Source organism: Sporomusa sp., from assembly GCF_035561155.1.
In the GTDB taxonomy this organism is placed as follows: domain Bacteria; phylum Bacillota; class Negativicutes; order Sporomusales; family Sporomusaceae; genus Sporomusa.
Genome location: NZ_DATMYD010000007.1, coordinates 1 through 19,552 on the forward strand (window position 1 = coordinate 1; position 19,552 = coordinate 19,552).

15 protein-coding genes and 1 riboswitch are annotated in these 19,552 nt (G+C 45.3%); all 15 genes read right to left on the reverse strand.

Annotated elements, in window-relative coordinates; genetic code table 11:
• Window positions 1–98 precede the first annotated feature (98 nt).
• The 15 genes from yqeB (VN447_RS01250) to VN447_RS01320 all read right to left on the reverse strand — a co-directional run bounded on the left by yqeB (VN447_RS01250) (window position 99) and on the right by VN447_RS01320 (window position 19,521).
• Window positions 99–881, reverse strand: a complete 783-nt coding sequence (yqeB, locus tag VN447_RS01250; RefSeq protein ID WP_325522000.1) for a selenium-dependent molybdenum cofactor biosynthesis protein YqeB — start codon at window positions 879–881, stop codon at window positions 99–101.
• A gap of 313 nt (window positions 882–1,194) precedes the next feature.
• The gene (locus VN447_RS01255; protein WP_325522002.1) at window positions 1,195–1,434 is read right to left on the reverse strand and encodes a hypothetical protein; all 240 of its coding nucleotides are present in this window, start codon (window positions 1,432–1,434) and stop codon (window positions 1,195–1,197) included.
• A gap of 44 nt (window positions 1,435–1,478) precedes the next feature.
• Complete coding sequence (locus tag VN447_RS01260) at window positions 1,479–2,774, reverse strand: amidohydrolase family protein (RefSeq protein ID WP_325522004.1); 1,296 nt, start codon at window positions 2,772–2,774, stop codon at window positions 1,479–1,481.
• Window positions 2,775–2,821: 47 nt separating this feature from the next.
• Window positions 2,822–4,156 (reverse strand): NCS2 family permease, encoded by a 1,335-nt coding sequence (locus tag VN447_RS01265; RefSeq protein WP_325522095.1) that lies wholly within the window; start codon window positions 4,154–4,156, stop codon window positions 2,822–2,824.
• Between the two features lie 205 nt (window positions 4,157–4,361).
• Window positions 4,362–4,463, reverse strand: a riboswitch (purine riboswitch).
• Between the two features lie 60 nt (window positions 4,464–4,523).
• Window positions 4,524–5,345 carry an FAD binding domain-containing protein gene (locus VN447_RS01270; protein WP_325522006.1) on the reverse strand — a complete coding sequence of 274 codons (822 nt, stop codon included), beginning with the start codon at window positions 5,343–5,345 and terminating at the stop codon, window positions 4,524–4,526.
• Complete coding sequence (locus VN447_RS01275) at window positions 5,339–5,809, reverse strand: (2Fe-2S)-binding protein (RefSeq protein ID WP_325522008.1); 471 nt, start codon at window positions 5,807–5,809, stop codon at window positions 5,339–5,341. Before VN447_RS01275 ends, VN447_RS01270 begins: the two co-directional genes overlap by 7 nt.
• Window positions 5,806–7,920: a xanthine dehydrogenase family protein molybdopterin-binding subunit gene (locus tag VN447_RS01280; protein ID WP_325522011.1), complete on the reverse strand. Its 2,115-nt coding sequence runs from the start codon at window positions 7,918–7,920 to the stop codon at window positions 5,806–5,808. The genes VN447_RS01275 and VN447_RS01280 overlap by 4 nt, the downstream gene beginning before the upstream one ends.
• A gap of 150 nt (window positions 7,921–8,070) precedes the next feature.
• Window positions 8,071–9,012, reverse strand: coding sequence for an NTP transferase domain-containing protein (locus VN447_RS01285; protein WP_325522013.1), 942 nt, complete (start codon window positions 9,010–9,012; stop codon window positions 8,071–8,073).
• Between the two features lie 107 nt (window positions 9,013–9,119).
• Entirely contained in the window at window positions 9,120–10,511 is a 1,392-nt protein-coding gene (gene hydA / locus VN447_RS01290; protein ID WP_325522015.1) for a dihydropyrimidinase, read from the reverse strand.
• Between the two features lie 91 nt (window positions 10,512–10,602).
• Entirely contained in the window at window positions 10,603–11,922 is a 1,320-nt protein-coding gene (locus tag VN447_RS01295) for a nucleobase:cation symporter-2 family protein (protein WP_325522097.1), read from the reverse strand.
• Window positions 11,923–12,021: 99 nt separating this feature from the next.
• Window positions 12,022–13,734 (reverse strand): adenine deaminase, encoded by a 1,713-nt coding sequence (gene ade, locus VN447_RS01300; RefSeq protein WP_325522017.1) that lies wholly within the window; start codon window positions 13,732–13,734, stop codon window positions 12,022–12,024.
• A gap of 151 nt (window positions 13,735–13,885) precedes the next feature.
• A complete protein-coding gene (locus VN447_RS01305; RefSeq protein WP_325522019.1) occupies window positions 13,886–15,208 on the reverse strand; it encodes an NCS2 family permease in 1,323 nt (440 codons plus the stop codon).
• Window positions 15,209–15,328: 120 nt separating this feature from the next.
• Window positions 15,329–16,681, reverse strand: coding sequence for an 8-oxoguanine deaminase (locus VN447_RS01310; protein ID WP_325522021.1), 1,353 nt, complete (start codon window positions 16,679–16,681; stop codon window positions 15,329–15,331).
• A 513-nt stretch (window positions 16,682–17,194) separates the two neighbouring features.
• Window positions 17,195–18,022 (reverse strand): selenium-dependent molybdenum cofactor biosynthesis protein YqeB, encoded by an 828-nt coding sequence (gene yqeB / locus VN447_RS01315; protein WP_325522023.1) that lies wholly within the window; start codon window positions 18,020–18,022, stop codon window positions 17,195–17,197.
• A 473-nt stretch (window positions 18,023–18,495) separates the two neighbouring features.
• Complete coding sequence (locus VN447_RS01320) at window positions 18,496–19,521, reverse strand: molybdopterin-binding protein (protein WP_325522025.1); 1,026 nt, start codon at window positions 19,519–19,521, stop codon at window positions 18,496–18,498.
• Between the last annotated feature and the right edge of the window lie 31 nt (window positions 19,522–19,552).

Sequence of the window (19,552 nt, forward strand, 5' to 3'; positions counted from 1 at the left end):
ACTTTTATATAGATTTAGAGCTTTGATACTCTTGCTAATGGCGAGAGTATCAAAGCTCTAAAATCACTCCATAAATCCAAGCATGCACCTTCCTTTAATCACCCTAGGTGCAACAAGGCTTCCAATACACCGCCAGCCACAGCTCTTGCTTTGTCTGAGATGCTATAGCAGTGTTCTTGACGGCAACGCGGGTCCACGTCACCAATCTTCATACCCGTTTTTACCATCAATCCATCCTGAATAAGACCGCGCAATATACCGGGAATGGCTGCTTTAACTTCGGCGCCACTCACTGTTCCAACTACCTCACCGGCACAAACCTTATCCCCAATATCCCGTAAACTTGCAAATCTGCCTGTCGCCGGAGACCTTAATAACCGTTCCACCGTATAGCCCGCAATCTCGCCAGGAATTCCGGTGTTGGCAATGGCACTGCCTTCGTAATAGACGCGCCCTAAGTCATGACCGCGCATAGTCTCGACTACCGCTCCCACATCAACGCCAGCCGTAAAACCAGGTCCGACGCCAATCACTACGGGAGCACTGTTTAAGGCGGTACCAGTATTGCATTTGGCAATGATAGCGTCAACAATTGCGTAAGGTTTTAATTGTGAAACGCACTTACCAAAAGGATCGATCAATACAGGAATCAAGCCTTGAGATAAAGCTTCATAAATATCATAACTTTCAGTTCGTTTCGCTCTAACCCCTTCTACAGTAACTTCTCCGCTGAATATTGCCTGGGCAAAAGCTACCGTTCGCCTGACTACGGTAGGTTGAGCTACCTCAGTGATCACAATCGGAAAACCACTCTGAAACAAACGGTGCGCAATCCCTGTAGCTAGATCGCCACCGCCTTTTATAACCACTAAACCATTCATTATACCACCCCAAACCGAAAGACTCTGTTGAAATATTTTTCGAATGCACCAAGTCGCTTCTCTAATTACAGTAGGAGTTTCAAGGCTCTTTTGAGGGCGATTGGGGCGTGGATAGCCATCTTTTATTCCCGTTAATTCCGGTAAACTCCTTTGTTATTTACCACAAAAGCCGAGACGTATTTTCGCAATTTTTGGGAAATACTTTATTGTTACTTATATGTTTGTCCATGTCCGTGCACCATATCTTGGGCGAGCTTGGTAGCTTCCATAAGAGCAAAACCCCGCTTAAAGCTTATCGTATTAAGCAGGGTTTTTAGGTATTTACTTGCCAAACGGGCAATGTGGATACACACATTCTTACAAGATGCCCGTAATTACAGGCTGGTACTGTATGACACTTGCTGACCTGTTGTATCAGTTCCCCAGCGGCCACGATTGCCCCGGCCTCAACCACAGTGCCGCTGTGGAGCGTAGCCAGCGCCACAAATATCCCGCCCAATCCTATTCGCTTATGCCAAGGCTGCCGCTCCGCCGGGGGTTGGGGCTTGTCCAAATTCTCCTTTTTCTGTACTTAACCAAATGTCTTTTATAGTTGAGCTAAAATTGAGGTTGTTCAATTTTAGCACCAGCTATATACCTTGCAACAATATTTTTATAATCACCAATATAAATGAACCTGCTTAACCTGTCTTCTATAGAATATTGATTACACGCTGAGACCTCCAGGCAACTGTCGTCAATAACTAAGGCATCAAACTCGTACCCTTCTTCAAAGCTGCCTACTTTGCCGAAGAAACTTCCTCCACCCTTTGTAGCCATGTAAAATACTTCAGGTATAGTAAAGAATCTCTCTTTTTTATCTGTTGCCAGCCATTTCAGTTTCGAAACTTGTACTGCCATCGCCATAACCTTGGCCATAGATACCTCATGTCCGCCGGCTACATCAGACCCTAGACCTACGCTTATTCCTTTATCAATATACTTCCTGATAGGAGCTATCCCGCTTGCTAAGTTATTATTTGAATAGGGGCAATGAGCAACATGTACTTTATTTTTTGCCATCAATTCAATCTCTGCATCATCATTATAGATACAATGAGCCATTATAGTTGGTCGTTGTCCAAATAATCCGAATTCTCGATATACACTGGCATAGTTTTGACATTCAGGATGAAGCTCTTTAACCCAGGCAATTTCACCTGCATTTTCCGATAAATGAGACTGAACCGGCAAATTATACTTTTTTGCCAGCTTGGCAATACCAGTCATTAACTCCGGTGTACAGGTAGGTACGAATCTTGGCGTTATAATTGGCTTTACCAGTTGATACCTGTCAATAGTATCTTTAATATAGTCTTCCGTATCAGTTAGTGATTGTTCAGTAGTCTCAATGAGAATATCAGGCGAATTTCTATCCATATTTACTTTGCCGACAAAGCCGCCAAGACCCGTCAGTGCTAATAACTCCATTAGCTTGGCCGTTGCTTCTTTATGAATGGTTCCAAAAAGCACCACCCGGGTTGTGCCCCACTTCCAGAGTTCCGTGACTACCTTTTTATAAACCTCTTGTGCATAAGCTACATTTATAAATTTTGCTTCTTCCCGAAATGTATATCTTTCCAGCCAGGGTAAGAGTTCCAGATCAAACCCCAGCCCTCTGTTGGCAAACTGCGGTGCATGGAAATGCAAATCGACAAATCCGGGAATGATTAAGGCATCTTTATAATCAGTTACAAAAATATTTTTGTACTCTGCCGGAAGTTCACAATAACCCCCCTTAACCTTTTTCCCTTCAATAACTATAAAGCCATTTTCAAAAATCTCCAATTGCCCAAAACTGGGAGTAAAAACTATATTACCTTTTATGATTTTTATGTCTTCTTCCATCACCATCTACCAATTCCTTTCATCCTATACAATGCAATCATTACACTTGCTGCTTATTTCATATATAGATGAACAGCGAAGATTACTGATAAAACATACATTAAGGGATGTATTTCCTTAGTTCTGCCGGTAACTAGTTTGAGCAGTGTAAAAGCGATGAACCCGAATGCCATTCCCTCAACGATACTGCAGGTTAAGGGCATGAGAATAATAGTTAAAAACGCCGGCAATGCATTGGTGAAGTCAGTAAAATCAATATGGACAATTTCACCGATCATTAAAGCGCCGATGATAATCAAAACCGGTGCAGTTGCCGCTCCCGGAACTAACCCCGCTAACGGCGTTAAGAACAAAGTAGCTAAGAATAATATGCCTGTAGTGACTGAGGTTAACCCAGTCTTGCCGCCTGCAGCAACACCGGCAGCACTTTCTATATAAGAAGTTACCGTACACGAACCGAAAAGACCGCCGATCATCGTAGCAACAGAGCCGGCCAACAAGGCTTTATTAATATCAGGCAAATTGTTGTTTTCATCAAGCAACCCGGCCTTACCCGAAATGGCAATCAAAGTCCCGATATTATCAAACAAATCAACAATTGTAATAGTAAAAATAATGGATATCAAGCCATACCCTACTGCAGCACCAATATCCAATTGACCAAGTGTGTCAGTCGGCATAGGTGGAACAAACGAAATTATGTCACCCATACTGGTTGGTACCTTAGCAACCCCCATAAACATACCTAAGATTGTCGTCGCTAAAATGCCTATTAAGAAAGCACCTTTTATATTTTTTGCTATCAATAAGCTGGTAATGATTAAGCCGATTACGGCTAACAAAACGCTTGGTTGCTTTAAACTGCCTAAGGTTAGAATGGTACCCGGTGCGGGAACAATGATCCCTGCACCTTTAAAACCAATATAGGCAATAAACAAGCCCAAACCAACGCCTATGGCCGATTTTAAAAGCGTTGGAATAGCCTCAATTACTGCCTTTGTTATATTGGTAATCGCCAAAATAAAAAACAGAACCCCGGAAATAAAAACCGCCCCTAACGCTGTTTGCCAACTTAACCCCATACTGCCAACCATAATAAAAGTAAAAACAGCACCGAGCCCCAGACCTGAGCCCATAGCAATCGGCAAATTAGCATAGATGCCCATAAGTAAAGTTGCAACAGCGGTGGAGAGAATGGTAGCAGCAGTTGCACTTGCCTGTGGTATTCCGGCTGCAATTAAAAACTGACCGGGAATAACAAAAATCAGATACGCCATGGCAATAAAGGTGGTTAATCCAGCCACTACTTCTGTCTTCAGACTGGTTTCTCGTTGTGATAATTTGAAATAACGATCTAAAAAACCATTTTCAACATACGTTTGTTTCATTTCTGTTTCCAACAAGATAAACCCTCTCCCTTATAAATAGTATTTGGCTTTTATCGGTGGAAAATAAATCTTTCATCCTGTGTTAGTATTTTTCCGGCATGCTTGTCCCTATATTGCCAATAAAGATTTACAGGCAGGATGTTAGATAAAGCTACAGTCGATTTCATATAGCAGCAAAAAATAACCTGACTATGAAAAATAGGTACAACAAAGAACCTATTCTTATAGTCAGGTTATTTACGGTAACCTGGTAGAGACTCTTGACCCATATCGTCAATAATATACAAGAACAATTACTTTTATTCAGTTCATTACTTTTCAAGCGCTGCTGTAATCTACCGGTAACCAACAGCATCTATGCGTAAGGTCATATCCCCTTACTTGCAAGAAAATCCCGCAACAAATTCATACAGACAGCTTTTCTGTATTCTGACGAAATTCTGCCCCTGATGGGAACAATGGCCTGATCATAGGCGGCAAGATACTCTTCCTTAACAGCCTTGGCCTCGGCAAGCGTCTTGCCGGTCAACATGGCATCAATATCGGCCCTTTTGATTATAACATCACTTACCGCACCGAAGGCAGTCATGCAGTTAACAATTTTATCTTCTGCTATAGTAAGTACAGCCGCAAAGGATACCCGGGAAATTGCCAACGCATCTCTGGCCCCTACCTTTTTATAGTAGTAATTGCTAAGGCCGGTTTTTTTTATAAGAACTTCAACCAGCAGTTCGTCTTTAGCCAAAGCCGTCTTCTTCCTGCCAAGATAAAACTCACTAATGGGAATCACCCGCTCGCCCCTGCTGCTGACAAGGCGAAGTTTAGCGTCTGTCGCCACAAAAATCAGAGCACTGTCTGCCTTAGGCGAGCCGTTACAAATATTGCCGCCAATGGTACCAAGGTTGCGGATGGCCGGTGCCGCAATTTGTGATACGGCTTCTTTTAACAGGGGAGGAGCCAGTTGACTTTCCATAACTTCAGTAAAGGTGCAGGCTGCGCCAAGACGGATATAGTCAATATCTTCTGTAATCTGTTTCAACTCGGGAACTTTACTAAGAAACAAATAAGTGGCATTGTCATCTGCTTCAATCATCAAATCAGTCCCGCCGCCGTAAGGAACTATCGAGGTATCCCTGCCCAGGATATCCAACGCTTCTTGCAAAGATGTTGCCTGATAACCATTTACCATAAGCCTTTTCCCTCCTTTGCAGCGATACCAATGGCTTCCACGATAGCATTATAACCGGTGCAGCGGCAAAGGTTACCCGAAATACCCACCCGGATTTCAGCCTCGGTAGGATTTGGATTCTTGGCAAGAATACTTTCAGATGCCAGCATCATACCTGGAATACAGAAACCGCACTGTACCGCACTGACAGCAGCATAAGCTTTATCCAGAACAGCAAAGCGCTCTGTTTCACAATACCCTTCGATAGTCATAACATTACTACCTGCAACATGCCCCATGGCTACCATGCAGGAGTTAACTAACCTGCCATCAAGAATAATAGAACAAGCGCCGCATTCCCCTTCTTTACAGCCGCATTTTACACCGGTGAGGGCAAACTCATTCCGCAGAACGTCGAGTAAACGCTCATTTCCTTTTGCAGTTGATGTAACTTCTTTGCCATTAAGAATGAATTTTATCATCATTGATTCACCTCCTGCAAACCTTTCATGGTATCTTCCGGTGTAAATGGTATTTTATTTATACAGATATTCAGAGCATTTTCCATTGCTTCAATATAAGCCGGCGCAACACCAACAACCGGAAGTTCCCCGGCCCCCTTAGCCCCATAGGGACCATATGGATACGGATTATTTATAAATTCAGTGACCAGCTTGGGAACGTCTACTGCTGTAGGAACAATGTAATCACTGTAACTGTTATTACGAATAACCCCTTTATCATTGTAGTCCATCTGCTCCATCGAGGCATAACCCATTCCCTGAATCAGACCGCCTTGCATCTGTCCATGAAGAATATTCAAATCAATCGGCACACCAACATCATAAATACCCCATGCTCCCAGAATCTTGTGAGTGGCAGTGAGCGTATCTACTTCCAATTCAATGACATTTACAGACCAGGAGTAAGTCGGGTAGGCATCTCCCTTAAACTCTTCAAGATTAAAAGGAATAAGATAATCAGGTTCGACATAACGTTCCTCAATAAGCTGTTCCTCACCTGGGCGCCACTCTTTTTTGAGTTTCTTGGCAGCCCGCTGCAATAACCCGCCCACGGTCATTAAGGACCGGCTGGCTACGGTCGGGCCTGAGTCCGGTACTCGGTCGGTATCCGGGTTTTCAATATGCACCTGGTCAAAATCAATGCCAAGCGTATCGGCAACAATTTTGCAGAATGTCGTTTTCAATCCCTGCCCTATATCGGTATTGCTGGCAAGAACCTCGACAGTATCGTCGGTATTTTTCCGTATTTTTACCACAGCCTTGATATAGTCACGCTCACCACTGCCGGTAAAGCCACAGCCATGGAAAAACAACGACATACCAATCCCTTTACGGTAGCGCCCTGTTTGCTTCTTGTATAACTGGCGTTTTGCCCGGTAACCGGTAAGTTCATCCATCCGCTGTATCATTTCGGGTAACGGTACATGGAAATGATATTTGCCGCTTGTAGAAGTTGTATCTCCCTGTTTAACCATGTATTTTTCTTTCAGTTCAAGAGAGTCTACTCCCAGTTCCCGGGCAATGTGAGCCATCATCAATTCGGCGGCAAAGAACGTTTGTGGTGCGCCAAAGCCCCGGTAGGCGCCTGACGGCACAGTATTTGTCTTGACTGCGCGTCCGGCAACCTGAAGGTTATCTATGCGGTATACACCGTTTGCACAAATCAGGCCACGTTGTAAAACAACGGGAGACAGTGTGGTATAGGCACCGCTGTTGTATAAAACATTAATGTCCATACCGGTAATCTCACCGTTTTTAATGGCTACTTTATAGGTACAGATGGATGGATGGCGTTTAGAAGTAAACTCCATATCCTCCCGGCGGTCGTAGATAACCTTAACCGGCTTGTTTGCCTTTTTGGCAGCAACTGCTGTCTGACAAGCAAGTATGGAAGGAAACGCTTCCTTACCGCCAAACCCGCCGCCGGTAACATCCTGAATAACCTGAACATCCTTGGCATTATAGCCTAATGCCTTGGCAACAGCACCATGCACATAATATGGGCATTGCATTGATCCGTGTACCGTCATACGTCCGTCATGGGGATAGGCAATAATCCCCTGTGTTTCCAGATACGCCTGTTCCTGATAGCCTGTCTGAAAGGTCTCGATTACTACCCGGTCAGCTTCTGCCAGCGCTTTTTCGATATCGCCTTTGGCATAATTGTAATTGAAAAAAACAACATCTGATTTACGCATATCCAATAGTGGTTCCTGTTCTTCATATACAACAACAATCTCGTGCAAAATTCTTTCCACTTCTTTGCATTCCGGACCAACCACCATCAAAATCGGCTCGCCGACGTACTCCACCGTATCCTCAGCATAAACCGGGGTATCATCAAGCACAATGTGAACACGATTTGTACCAGCTACATCGCTCTTATCAACAACAAAATACCCATCAGGCAATTCAGGCAGTTTAATTTCAGCAATACGTGCTTTTGCCTTGACGGAGTGTAATAACTTGCCATGAAGCATTCCGTCTATTACATGATCATCCACATAAAGAGCACGACCGCTTATTTTTGCTGCATGGTCTTTTTTCTTGGTTGATTCACTAATCTTCTCCATATCGCGCCTCCCATACATTAAGTAATAAGAGTTGATCTTTATGTTAAACAGAACAACCTCCTATTCCATAATATTTCAACAATTCTGTGTTAAAACCATTATAGAATGGAGGTTGTTTTTTCGGCAAATTCTTTGTCAAAGGAACTTGCACTATATCAAAGTATTGTTTATAAAGCATCTGTTAAATTCATCTTTCGCATACTGTCGCACATTTTCTTCAAACTGCTGGAACTTCTCCAAAAATTGGGCGCCTTTTCTCGTTAAGTACGTCTTCCCGCCTTTACTGCCGCCATGTTTTCTTTCAACCACGTCATAGCCTAACTCTTGTTCCAGCTGGTTGATCATATTCCAGGCTTTACTATAAGATAATGCAATGTGCCGGCAGGCACTGCGAACAGAGTGTGTATCCTGAATCAAAATCAACAGCAGCTTTGTGCGCGAATTAAAAAACAAAGACTCATTTTCAATACTTACCCTAACAAAGGGATGCAGAATTTGCTGATTATGCTTTTTTGTAAGTTGTTTCAACCTTTCAACATTATCCATGTCAGGGAGAATACCCTCGTCCTCTACATCCAGTCTGTATCTCTCGATTCCAAGAGCTTGAATGGCTCCCCGCATGCCCATATCCCCGCCGTATTCCAGAATGCCTGGAATCAGTTCACAAGAAATCAAGAGCGGATGTCCGGATTTTCCATGATATGAGGGTGAAATTAGTTTCTTACCACATTCCAACATCTTTTGTAGCGTTAGGGGAGTAAACATTGAAGTAGTAACTGGGGTGAATATTACCTGATCACATTTATTCTGGATGAAGTCCAGTCCAATCTTGGCAGAATCGAACTTCCGGGAAGTTTCATATTCTTTATTTCGTAAAAATATAACCCCATAATCTGCTAAGTCATGTTCAATTTCTTCAGCTTTATCGCCGGTAATGACCACAATCGGCGAAATATTAGCCTGCTGAAAAGTTAAAACAATTCGTTTTACAACCGTGATTGAGCCAATCTTAAATAGTGGATTTGGGTCTCTTACGTCTTTGGTTTTTCCTGCCGCAACAATTATGCCGCCTGTTGTCTTATTTTCTCTCATATCCCTACCTCTTACGCCGTCCAGGCAACGTCAGTTTTTGCATGTTCTTGTTCATTTGGCTTCATGGAAACTCCGGACCATTCTCTCCTCCATCGTTCCCGGATATACTATGCTTTGTCCTGTGGAAATTGCTTACGGAAGAGATACTGACCTTGGGGACTCTCGACACATACTACCCCGTTTCTCACCACCTGCCGGCCTCTCAGGAAAACATGGATAGACTGCCCTTGCTGCTCTATCCCTTCATAAGGGCTATAATCCACGTTGTGAGCATGCGAAGCAGCCCCAATGGTAAAGCGGCGATTTTCGTCCCAAAGTACTAAATCCGCATGACTGCCCGGAGCAATGGTGCCTTTTTGAGGATAGATGCCAAAAAGCTTTGCCGGCTTGGTAGCCATTTTGTCAACAAACTGGGTAAGGCTGAGTTTTCCGGCCTGGACACCATAGGTATATAAGAGCCCCAGCCTATGCTCCACACCGGGAGCACCGTTGGGTATCTTACTGAAGTCTTCTCGTCCTAGGTCTTTCTGCCCCCGGAAGTTAAACGAGCAATGGTCGGTTGCGACAGTATCCAAGATACCTGTTTTCAGCCCGTTCCATAAGTAGGCTTGGTTTTCCTTGGCCCTAAGCGGCGGTGACATGACATATTTTGCACAGGAAAAAGTGGGGTCCTGATAAACACTGTCTTCCAGCACTAAATATTGCGGACAGGTTTCGGCAAATACTTTTACCCCGCGGGCTTTAGCCTGAGCTACCGTCTCCATGGCCTCCCGGCAGCTTAAGTGGACAACAAACACAGGCGCATCTGCCAGTTCTGCCAGTACCATCAGCCTGTTAACGGCTTCCTGTTCTACGCGAGGCGGACGGGATAAAGGATGGTAAGCAGGCGCTGTTTTACCTTGCTGGCGAAGCTGCCTTGTCAGATTATCGACAATATCGCCATTCTCACAGTGGACACAGGTTAGAATACCGCAGTTCCGACTGCGTTCCAACACTTGAAAAAGGGCACTGTCATCAACCTGCATAATATTCTTATAAGCCATATAGAGCTTAACGGAAGTTACACCGGCCTCCTGACTTAACCAGGGCATTTCCCGGGAAACATGCTCATTCCAGTCAGTAATAGCCATATGAAAACCGTAGTCTGTATAGCAATTGCCGCTGGCCCGCTGATGCCAGTTGGCCAAACCCTGTTTTAAGGTTTCACCTTTAAATTGTGTGGCATAATCAATAACTGTAGTAGTGCCGCCTAAGATAGCAGCCCTGGTGCCGCTGGCAAAATCATCGGCAGTAGACATAGTGCCAACCGGCAGGTCAAAATGGGTATGAGCATCAATGCCACCCGGAAATATATAATATCCCTCTGCAGGCAGTACGGTATCATCCTCATGCGCTACCTGGCTGCCAATAGTGGCAATGACCTCTCCTTGAATACGAATATCGGCATGATAACAGTCAGTGTCGGTGACAATGGTGCCGCCGCGCAAAACAATGCCCATAAGAACCTCTCCTTGCTATATAAACCGTCGTAACCTGGTGTCCGTTGAAGACACCAGGCGACGCTAATCCAGTTATGTTGTTGCTTTTCTTCTACCCTTTTGCCGAAACTCCTTTCTTATCGGCAACATTCTCGGTTACATCATGTTCTGCCGCATTACCGTTCAAGAGCAGGTTCAGGAGAATAGCCGCCAGGCTGCCGGCTGTAATCCCGCTATGCAAAATAACCTGCAGCCAGTTTGGGAAGCCATGATAGAATTTGGGAACTGCTAAGGTAATCATACCTATACCAATACTGATGCCTACCACCATAATGTTATGAGTCCCGTCAAAGTTGACTTTAGACAGAGTTTTAATGCCGCTGGCTGCCACCATCCCAAACATGACAATACCGGCTCCGCCCAGCACCGGATGCGGTATAGCAGCGATTACAGCCGCCAGCTTGGGAATCAGGCCCAGAGCAATTAAAATGGCACCGGCAGCCGCCACGACAAAACGGCTTTTTACGCGGGTCAAGCCTACCAACCCTACGTTTTGGGCAAAAGCAGTATAGGGGAAGCTGTTTAAAATCCCGCCAAGCATGGTTGAGAAACCATCGGCGCGCAAGCATCTGGCCAAATCGTCCTTATGAATGGGTTTTTCAATAATTTCACCAATGGCGATACAATCACCGGTAGTCTCGGTCATAACAACCAGCATAACCAGTACCATGGCCGCAATGGAGGCTGCATCGAAGGTCGGCAGCCCAAACCAGAAGGGAGTGGTAATGCCAACCCAGCTTGCTGAACTTACCTGGCTAAAGTTGACCATCCCCAGGGGTATGGCTATAATGGTGCCGCTGATTAGACCTAAGAGAACGGCAATATTGCTTAAGAAGCCGGTGAAATACTTATAGAAAAACAGTACGAGAATCATCACCACAAACGCCAGTGTAATGTTTTCCGGGCTGGCAAAATTGGGGGCTGTTGGATTGCCGCCTGCCGCCCACATGACCGCAACCGGCATCAGGGTAACCCCAATAATGGTAATAATGGTACCGGTAACTACCGGCGGGAAAAAACGAATCAACTTACTAAAATAAGGTGCCGCCAGATAGGTAATAAACCCGGCTACGATAATGGCTCCGTAGATAGCTGTCATGCCATGGGTTTTACCGATTATAATCATGGGCGTAACAGCTGCAAAGGTAACGCCCTGGATCATGGGAATTTTGATTCCCATGTTACCAAAACCAAGAGTCTGAATCAGCGTGGCGATACCGCAGGTAAACAAATCGGCATTAATGAGGAAAATTAACTGTTCTTTTGTTAAGCCAATAGCATTGGCAATAATGAGAGGAACGGCAACAGCACCGGCATACATGGCCAATACATGCTGTAGACCATAAATAAACAACTGCCCTTTTGGCAACATTTCATCGACTGGATGACGCGTATTCTCAGTCACTTTAACATCCCCTCGCGTTTATATTTGCATTGTGTTCACCATTTGCTCCCAATAATGTCTCCCGGATTACACTGACACCGGTACATGTTGAAAGGCCGTAACATCTACCAGTCCCTCGTCCGTCAACTTTAAGGCGGGAATAACCGGCAGACTCAAAAAAGCCAGGGTCATAAAGGGATCATATTCTTCTTTTACCCCAAGACTGCGGGCAATTTTGTGAAGGGCTGCCAGCTTTTGCTGTACCTCACCGATATCCTGATCGGTCATAAGCCCGGCCAGTGGTAAAGGCAGGGTACCAAGGATATCATCTTCACCAACAATCACCAAGCCGCCTTGAATATGCTCAATCGCCTTTACAGCCAGCATAATGGCTGCATCAGCTGTCCCCACCACCACCAAATTATGAGAGTCATGGGCGATGGTTGATGCTATGGCTCCCCGCTTCAGGCCTAAACCGTGTAACAGTCCCACGCCTACATTACCTGTGCCCTTATGCCGCTCCCAGACCACCAGTTTCAGAATATCCCGGGTGGTATCGGGAACAAATTCTCCCTGGACAACAGGCATAGGCAATTCCAAAACCTTTGTTACCAACTGATGAGGTACTAAACCAATCACTCTTGCTGTTGCGGAATGGGCCGGTAGACTGAGTTTATCCCGGCTAATTTCTCCCAGACAAAGGGTATTGCGTACCGCTTTATCATCCACGAAGAAGTTCATAAACAGGGATTTTCCGTTTTCCGCTGCCAGTTGGCCATCTTTGAATACCATAACCGGACGCCAGTCTTCCAGATTGTCAAACACCAGCAAGTCTGCCCGGTACCCGGGAGCAACCGCGCCCAAATCGCTAATCCGGAAATAATTTGCCGCATTTATGGTAGCCATTTGTAGTACCCAGGCCAGATTGGTGCCTGCCCCTATGGCTACACGCACCATATGGTTAATGTGGCCCTGTTCAATCAAATCCTCCGGATGACGGTCATCAGTAGCAAACAGACAGCGTTTTACCGTATACTGGTTTACCGCCGGCAACAGACTTAAAAGATTTTTGGCGGCCGAACCTTCCCTAAGCATGACATGCATGCCTTGCGCAAGCCGCTCTGTTGCTTCTTCAGGGGTAACGCATTCATGATCAGAACAAATCCCTGCGGCAATATACCCGGTCAGATCCTTTCCTGTTAAGCCAGGGGCATGTCCGTCAACCAGCTTGCCCTGGGCCATACGGATTTTTTCAAATACGACCTTAGACTTGTTAAGTACACCAGGATAATCCATCATTTCTCCCAGCCCGAGTACCCGGGGATGATGAATAAACTCCTCTAAATCTGTTGCCGAAAGCATGGCACCTGAGTGTTCCAAATGAGTAGCCGGCACACAGGAAGGCAGCATCACATATACATTTAAAGGAAGCTGTCCGGTCGCATTGAGCAAATAGCGAATGCCATCCAAACCTGCCACATTGGCAATTTCGTGTGGATCAGCAATAACGGTTGTCGTACCGTTAGGCACTACAGCACAGGCAAATTGCGCGGGACTTACCATGGCGCTTTCTATATGGACATGTCCGTCAATAAAGCCTGGTGTTATGTATTTTCCTGCCACATCCACTTCTTTGCGTCCACAGTACTCTCCAACCCCGGCAATATAGCCATTGATAATGGCTACATCCCCCTTGACAAAAGTACCTGTAAAAACATTAAATACATTGGCATTTTTCAGCACCAAATCCGCAGCCGATCGTCCTAAAGCCGCATCCACTAATTCGTGTACCCGCTTCACGCTTCCATCTCCTTTTCCGGTCACCTATATAGTATCCAAAAAAGATTTACAGGCAGGATGTTAGTATAAGCAAAAACCAAGCGCTAGCGATGGAACCTTACTGGCAGCCTGCCTAAAAAACCTCTTTTGGATTGGCTATATATAAAGAGAATTAATGCAGACGCATATAGAAGTTAGCTAGGAAGGCCAAGCTGACCAGCCACATAATGAGGCTAACCTCTTTGGCTCTGCCCGACAAAACCTTGACAAAAGTGTAGCTTACAAAACCGAAGGCAAAGCCATTGGCAATACTGAAAGTTAAAGGCATCATAATAATAGTCATAAAAGCCGGAAAACCATCGGTAAAGTCAGCAAAGCTTACATGGACGATTTCCGCCATCATCAGCGCCCCCACCAAAATCAGGGCCGGTGCAGTAGCAAAGCCGGGCACCAAACCGATGAGCGGAGCAAACAACAGGGAAACAATAAACAATCCGGCAACAGTCAGGGCTGTCAGACCGGTTTTTCCGCCTTCAGCAATACCAGCAGCACTTTCTATATAGGAGGTTACCGTAGAAGTACCAAAAACAGCACTGCTAAGCGTTCCTACTGCGTCGGTAGTCAGGGCTTTGTCGAGATTCTCGATGTCTCCCTTGTCATTCATCAGTTTGGCTTTACGGGTCAAGCCAATCAGTGTTCCCATGTTGTCGAAAAGTTCTACAATGGTAAAGGTAAAGATAATCGAGAATATCCCAAATTGCCAGGCACCCATCAGGTCTAACTGCATAAAGGTAGGTGTCATACTAGGAATATTAAAGCTAATAATATCATTTAACCCTTTGGGAGCTGGCACCGCACCACAAATCATGCCTAAAATGGTCGTGGTAATAATCCCTATGAGCATAGATCCTTTGACATTTCTGGCCATTAGAACTGCAGTAAAAACCAAGCCAAAACAGGCCAATAACGGTTCTTTATTTACCAAGTGACCTACTGTTACAAAGGTCGCCTTATCTGCAATAATAATGCCAGCATTTTTTAGTCCAATAAAGGCGATAAACAAACCGATACCTACGCCGATAGCACATTTTAAGTTCATAGGCACAGACTTGATAATGGCTTGCCGAATGCCGCCGATGGTTAAGATTAGGAACAAAATACCGGAGAAGAACACGGCTCCGAGCGCTACCTGCCAGGATAGCTGCAGCACTCCTACTACATAGTAAGCAAAGAAAGCATTCAACCCCATACCAGGTGCTACAGCGATAGGGAAGTTGGCCCATACGGCCATAAGGGTTGTAGCTAGTGCAGTGGCCCAAATGGTTGAAGCAATGGCTGCTTCTTTCGGAATTCCCGCATCTGCCAAAATGTTGGGATTGACAAAAATGATGTAGGCTAAGGCCACAAAGGTGGTCAAACCTGCCAGCATTTCTGTCTTGACATCAGTTTCTTTTTGAGTGAGTTTAAACATCCGGTCGAGTATACCTTGGTCCATTTTATCCCTCCTCAAAATTACCCGGTTTTCACCGGCCTATGGATTTTAGACTGCCTCTCAGCTCCTTTCATAAATTAATCTACCCTGTTTTTATTGATCGAAGGAAGCCTTTAATGGTTCCTATGTAAGCAATTTGTTCACCAATGCATTGGCCTGGGCTGTAACTCTTTCTTCGTCTATGGTGCAAAGTTTACCGTCTTTTACTACCACTTTTCCGTTGACAATGGTATAGGCTGCCGGCCGGGCCACCCCCACAGTCCCCGGTAAAGATTTAGGATCAAACTGTGCCCCCACATACTCTAATGTATTCACATGTATTAAAAATAAGTCAGCGGCTTTGCCTACCTCCAGACTGCCAATATCCTCTCGTCCCAGGATTTCGGCGCTGCCTCTGGTAGCCATTTTTAAAATGTCATAGCCGGTTGGTGCCTTGGCACTCGAGTTTAAACGATGCAGTAAAAAGGCAGTCCGGATTTCTCCCAAAAGATTGGAACCGTCATTGCTGGCACTGCCATCCACCGCCAGGCCTACCGGCACTCCCAGCTCCAGCATACGGGGAATTTGCGCAATACCGGAAGACAGTTTTTGATTGGAAACCGGACAATGAGCTACACCTGTTTTGGTAGCTGCCAGCAGTTGCAATTCCTGTTCATTAAAATGAATGCCATGCGCAAACCATACATCAGCGCCAATCCAATCCAGGCTTTCCATATAAGCGAGCGGCCTTAAGTTAAACTTCTGCAGACAATACTCTTCTTCGTCCCTGGTTTCAGCCAAATGAGTATGGAGCCGCACTTTTTTTCCTCTGGCCAAAGCTGCGGTCTCTTTCATCAAATCGCCGGTAACACTGAAAGGAGAACAGGGAGCCAGCACAACTTGCCGCATGGAGTACCGGCTGTCATCATGATACTGGTCTACTAAACGTTCACTGTCCTTTAAAATTTCATCCACTGTCTGGACCAAATCATCGGGTGGCAGTCCACCACTGCTCCTACCTCTAGACATGCTCCCCCGTGAGGCATGAAAGCGTATGCCTAACTGGTCAGCTGCCATAAATTGCTGATCGATAAACTGCTCAGAGTTAGTCCTGGGAAAGACATAATGATGGTCAAAGCAGGTAGTGCAGCCATATTTCATTAGTTCACCCATACCTACTATTGAGCTGTGATAAATAATCTCCGGTGTCAACCCCCGCCATATTTCGTACAAAGTGCACAACCATGGAAATAGTTCCAGGTTCTGCACCTGAGGTAAATTCCGGGTAAAGGTTTGGTATAAATGATGGTGAGTGTTAATTAAGCCGGGATAAACAATCATGCCGGAAGCATCAATTACCTCTGACGCTACAGGGCTTTCCAGCCCCATATATTCAATACGGCTGTCACGAATAAAAATATTCTGGTTTTCTAATACCCTGTCAGTATTATCCAATGTCACTATGGCTTTGACATTCTTAATCAGCATGGTTGTCATTTAACATCCTCACCTGCCTTTTTGATGATTAAAAACCCTCCCAGGCACCTGGTATCTTTAAACATTCTATCCCCCATCCAGGTAATACTTCGCTATTTGGCCGATCCCTGGATCTCCTTCTGTCATTTGGTCCGTAACCCATTAAATCTTGGATTCTTGCTAGTACCGCGCTTGTGCTTCACATTTGTCATTACCAATATCTTGCAAAAACCATGCCAAAAGTTTATCTGGATACATAGAAACCAACTTGTTCCGGACAGGTGGCGGCCCCGGTATAGGCCGAATATAGTCCGGAGTGGCTGAAATACAACATCTTTTCTTCGCCTTAAAATTCTAAAAAATCAGTTTAATTTCTTGAGAATTATAGCTTTGCCCCTTATCAAAACGATAATTCCTATCATTTTGATAAGGGGCAAAGCTACCCTGTCACATTTTATCCGGTCTCACAAATCAAGCTCTTTTTTAGCTTGTCAAATACCTGTATCTAATCATATTACATTATCAAATTGATAATTATGAAGAAAGTTTACTTTGGTCAAGATATTTGTTTTCCAAACAGTTGCCCATCATAAAAAGTCCTTCCAGTACACCGCCAGCCACCGCCCGGGCTTTATCTGATATAGTATAGCAATGCTCAGGTACGCAGCGTGGATCAATATCGCCGACTTTAAGTCCTGCCGTTAAAGCCAGTCCATCCCGGAGCAAGCCACGCAAAACACCGGAAATAGCTGCCCTCACAGGCTGTCCGTTTACCTGCGCCACGACCTCTCCTGCCTTTACCTGCCGGGTAATCCGGCACAGCGATTGAAAAATACCAGTACAGGGAGCCCGTAAAATGCGCTCTTGGGTATAGCCGCCAATCTCGCCTGGGATACCACTATCGGGTAAAGCCTGCCCCTGAGTAAGGACCTGCCCCAAAAAATGGCCGCGCTTAGTTTCCACAACAGCATGCACATCCACTCCGGCAGTAAAACCAGGCCCCACACCAATAACAACAAGAGCATCTCCGATGCTTGTTCCCATATTTCGCTTGGCTAAAATGGAATCTATCACACCCCAGGGCTTACACATCTTAACAATGGCGGCCTCCGCATCAATCACCACAGCAATTTTTCCTTCCGCGGCTATCTGCAATGCCTTATTGGGCTCTGTTTTTTCCGCCCTTATCCCTTCCACAACCGCCATTCCGGTAAATACCGCTTCCGCAAAAGCCACCGTCCGCCGAATTACTGTGGGCTTGTCTAACTCTGTCATAATGATTTGAAAACCGCTGCGAAATAACCGGTGCGCAATCCCGGTTGCCATGTCACCCGCACCTTTTATTACTATTAATCGGTTCATAATATCCTCCAGTTCTATAAATCCGGCTTCAACTCACACTACACGCGCCTCTCGTTACTGATTATCTTTGCAAAAATCATACCAAGGTCATCTGTCAGGCAAAAATAATCTTTCAAGATAGTAACAAAAACTATCTCAACCGGCTGTACATTCCAATTGCTCTTTTGGTGCACTTATCCATGCGAATTTTATATTTTCTAGCCTAATAAATAGATTCTCATTGTTGATGGTGCTTACCTAAAACACAAATGTCTATCAGAATAAAAAAAATCGCCTAAACCAAAGTCTAGGCAAATCTACCCGGAAACCACACTTGCCTTATTTCAATACCTACAGAGACAGTACACGCTCCTATACCCGCAGATCCGCTCGTTTTCCAGCTCCGCCCCGTTGCTGTTTAGGTCAGTTGCCATAATTGTCTGGCACTGAAATCTGCGGTATTACTATGATTATGGAAACGGGCGAATTTTTATTTACTTACCAAACGGGCAATGTGGATATACACATTCTTTACAAGACTTACACAAACCACCGTGCCCTAAGGCAGCAAAGTCGGCCTTGGTAACCGGAATATCAGCCAATACGCGGGGAAACACCAGATCAAACACAGTTGTCCGCGCATACATGCCACAGGCAGGCATACCCATGATTATCGTGCCATCAAACTCGGCCAACATAAACATGGCACCAGGCAACACCGGCGTGCCGTAGGTAATAACTTTGGCTCCGGTTGCGCGGATGGCATCAGGCGTGACATCATCAGGATCAACCGACATACCGCCGGTTGCAATAACAATATCAGCACCCTGCTGTTTAAAGCCAAGGATACTGGCCGCAATCTTGGCACTATCGTCAGGTTGGTAGACAGTTCCTAAGAGCGTAGCACCATATTTATCAACTTTACCCGCAAAGACCGGTGCATATTTGTCAGTAATGCGTCCGTAATAGACCTCATTGCCGGTAATAATTATACCCACCTTTTTATTCTTCATGGGTTTTACTGAAACTACCGGCTGGTACTCCCGGGCCCCGGCTTCCACCTGGCGTATTAGTTCCTCGGCAATCACCAGCGGAATAATCTTGGCTCCGGCTATCGATGTTCCTGCTTCCACTACCGTACCGCCATGAAGGGTAGCCAGCGCAACATTGTCAGTCATGTTGATAGCTGTAACAGCGGCGCTGTTAACCGCTAAGATTCCGTTAACAGCCGCTTTAAGATTAACCCTTCCTTCCCCCGGTGTGTCAAGCACAACTCCCGGCCCGGCCACTGCTTGACCTAGCCGTAATGCGGCCTGATTCTCGTGGAGTTCCTCTGGTCCTAATTCAAACAGAAATATGTGGTCTTTGCCAATATTTTTGAGATGAACAATATCTTCAGGCTGAATAATGTGCCCTTTTCTAAACGCCGGCCCTTTGTACTCGCCGGGAACAATTTTGGTTAGCTCATGCCCAAGCACCATGCCAACAGCTTCTTCTACCCGTACTTTACGCATTGCCATATTTACATTCCTCCCATTGGACTTGGTATGG

What these genes read in the sequence shown, in the direction of transcription:
- yqeB (WP_325522000.1), bottom strand. Translation starts at nt 881, where the DNA reads ATGAATGGTTTAGTGGTTATAAAAGGCGGTGGCGATCTAGCTACAGGG.
- VN447_RS01260 (WP_325522004.1), bottom strand. Translation starts at nt 2,774, where the DNA reads ATGGTGATGGAAGAAGACATAAAAATCATAAAAGGTAATATAGTTTTT.
- VN447_RS01265 (WP_325522095.1), bottom strand. Translation starts at nt 4,156, where the DNA reads ATGAAACAAACGTATGTTGAAAATGGTTTTTTAGATCGTTATTTCAAA.
- VN447_RS01270 (WP_325522006.1), bottom strand. Translation starts at nt 5,345, where the DNA reads ATGGTAAATGGTTATCAGGCAACATCTTTGCAAGAAGCGTTGGATATC.
- VN447_RS01275 (WP_325522008.1), bottom strand. Translation starts at nt 5,809, where the DNA reads ATGATGATAAAATTCATTCTTAATGGCAAAGAAGTTACATCAACTGCA.
- VN447_RS01280 (WP_325522011.1), bottom strand. Translation starts at nt 7,920, where the DNA reads ATGGAGAAGATTAGTGAATCAACCAAGAAAAAAGACCATGCAGCAAAA.
- VN447_RS01285 (WP_325522013.1), bottom strand. Translation starts at nt 9,012, where the DNA reads ATGAGAGAAAATAAGACAACAGGCGGCATAATTGTTGCGGCAGGAAAA.
- hydA (WP_325522015.1), bottom strand. Translation starts at nt 10,511, where the DNA reads ATGGGCATTGTTTTGCGCGGCGGCACCATTGTCACCGACACTGACTGT.
- VN447_RS01295 (WP_325522097.1), bottom strand. Translation starts at nt 11,922, where the DNA reads ATGTTGCCAAAAGGGCAGTTGTTTATTTATGGTCTACAGCATGTATTG.
- VN447_RS01305 (WP_325522019.1), bottom strand. Translation starts at nt 15,208, where the DNA reads ATGGACCAAGGTATACTCGACCGGATGTTTAAACTCACTCAAAAAGAA.
- VN447_RS01310 (WP_325522021.1), bottom strand. Translation starts at nt 16,681, where the DNA reads ATGACAACCATGCTGATTAAGAATGTCAAAGCCATAGTGACATTGGAT.
- yqeB (WP_325522023.1), bottom strand. Translation starts at nt 18,022, where the DNA reads ATGAACCGATTAATAGTAATAAAAGGTGCGGGTGACATGGCAACCGGG.
- VN447_RS01320 (WP_325522025.1), bottom strand. Translation starts at nt 19,521, where the DNA reads ATGGCAATGCGTAAAGTACGGGTAGAAGAAGCTGTTGGCATGGTGCTT.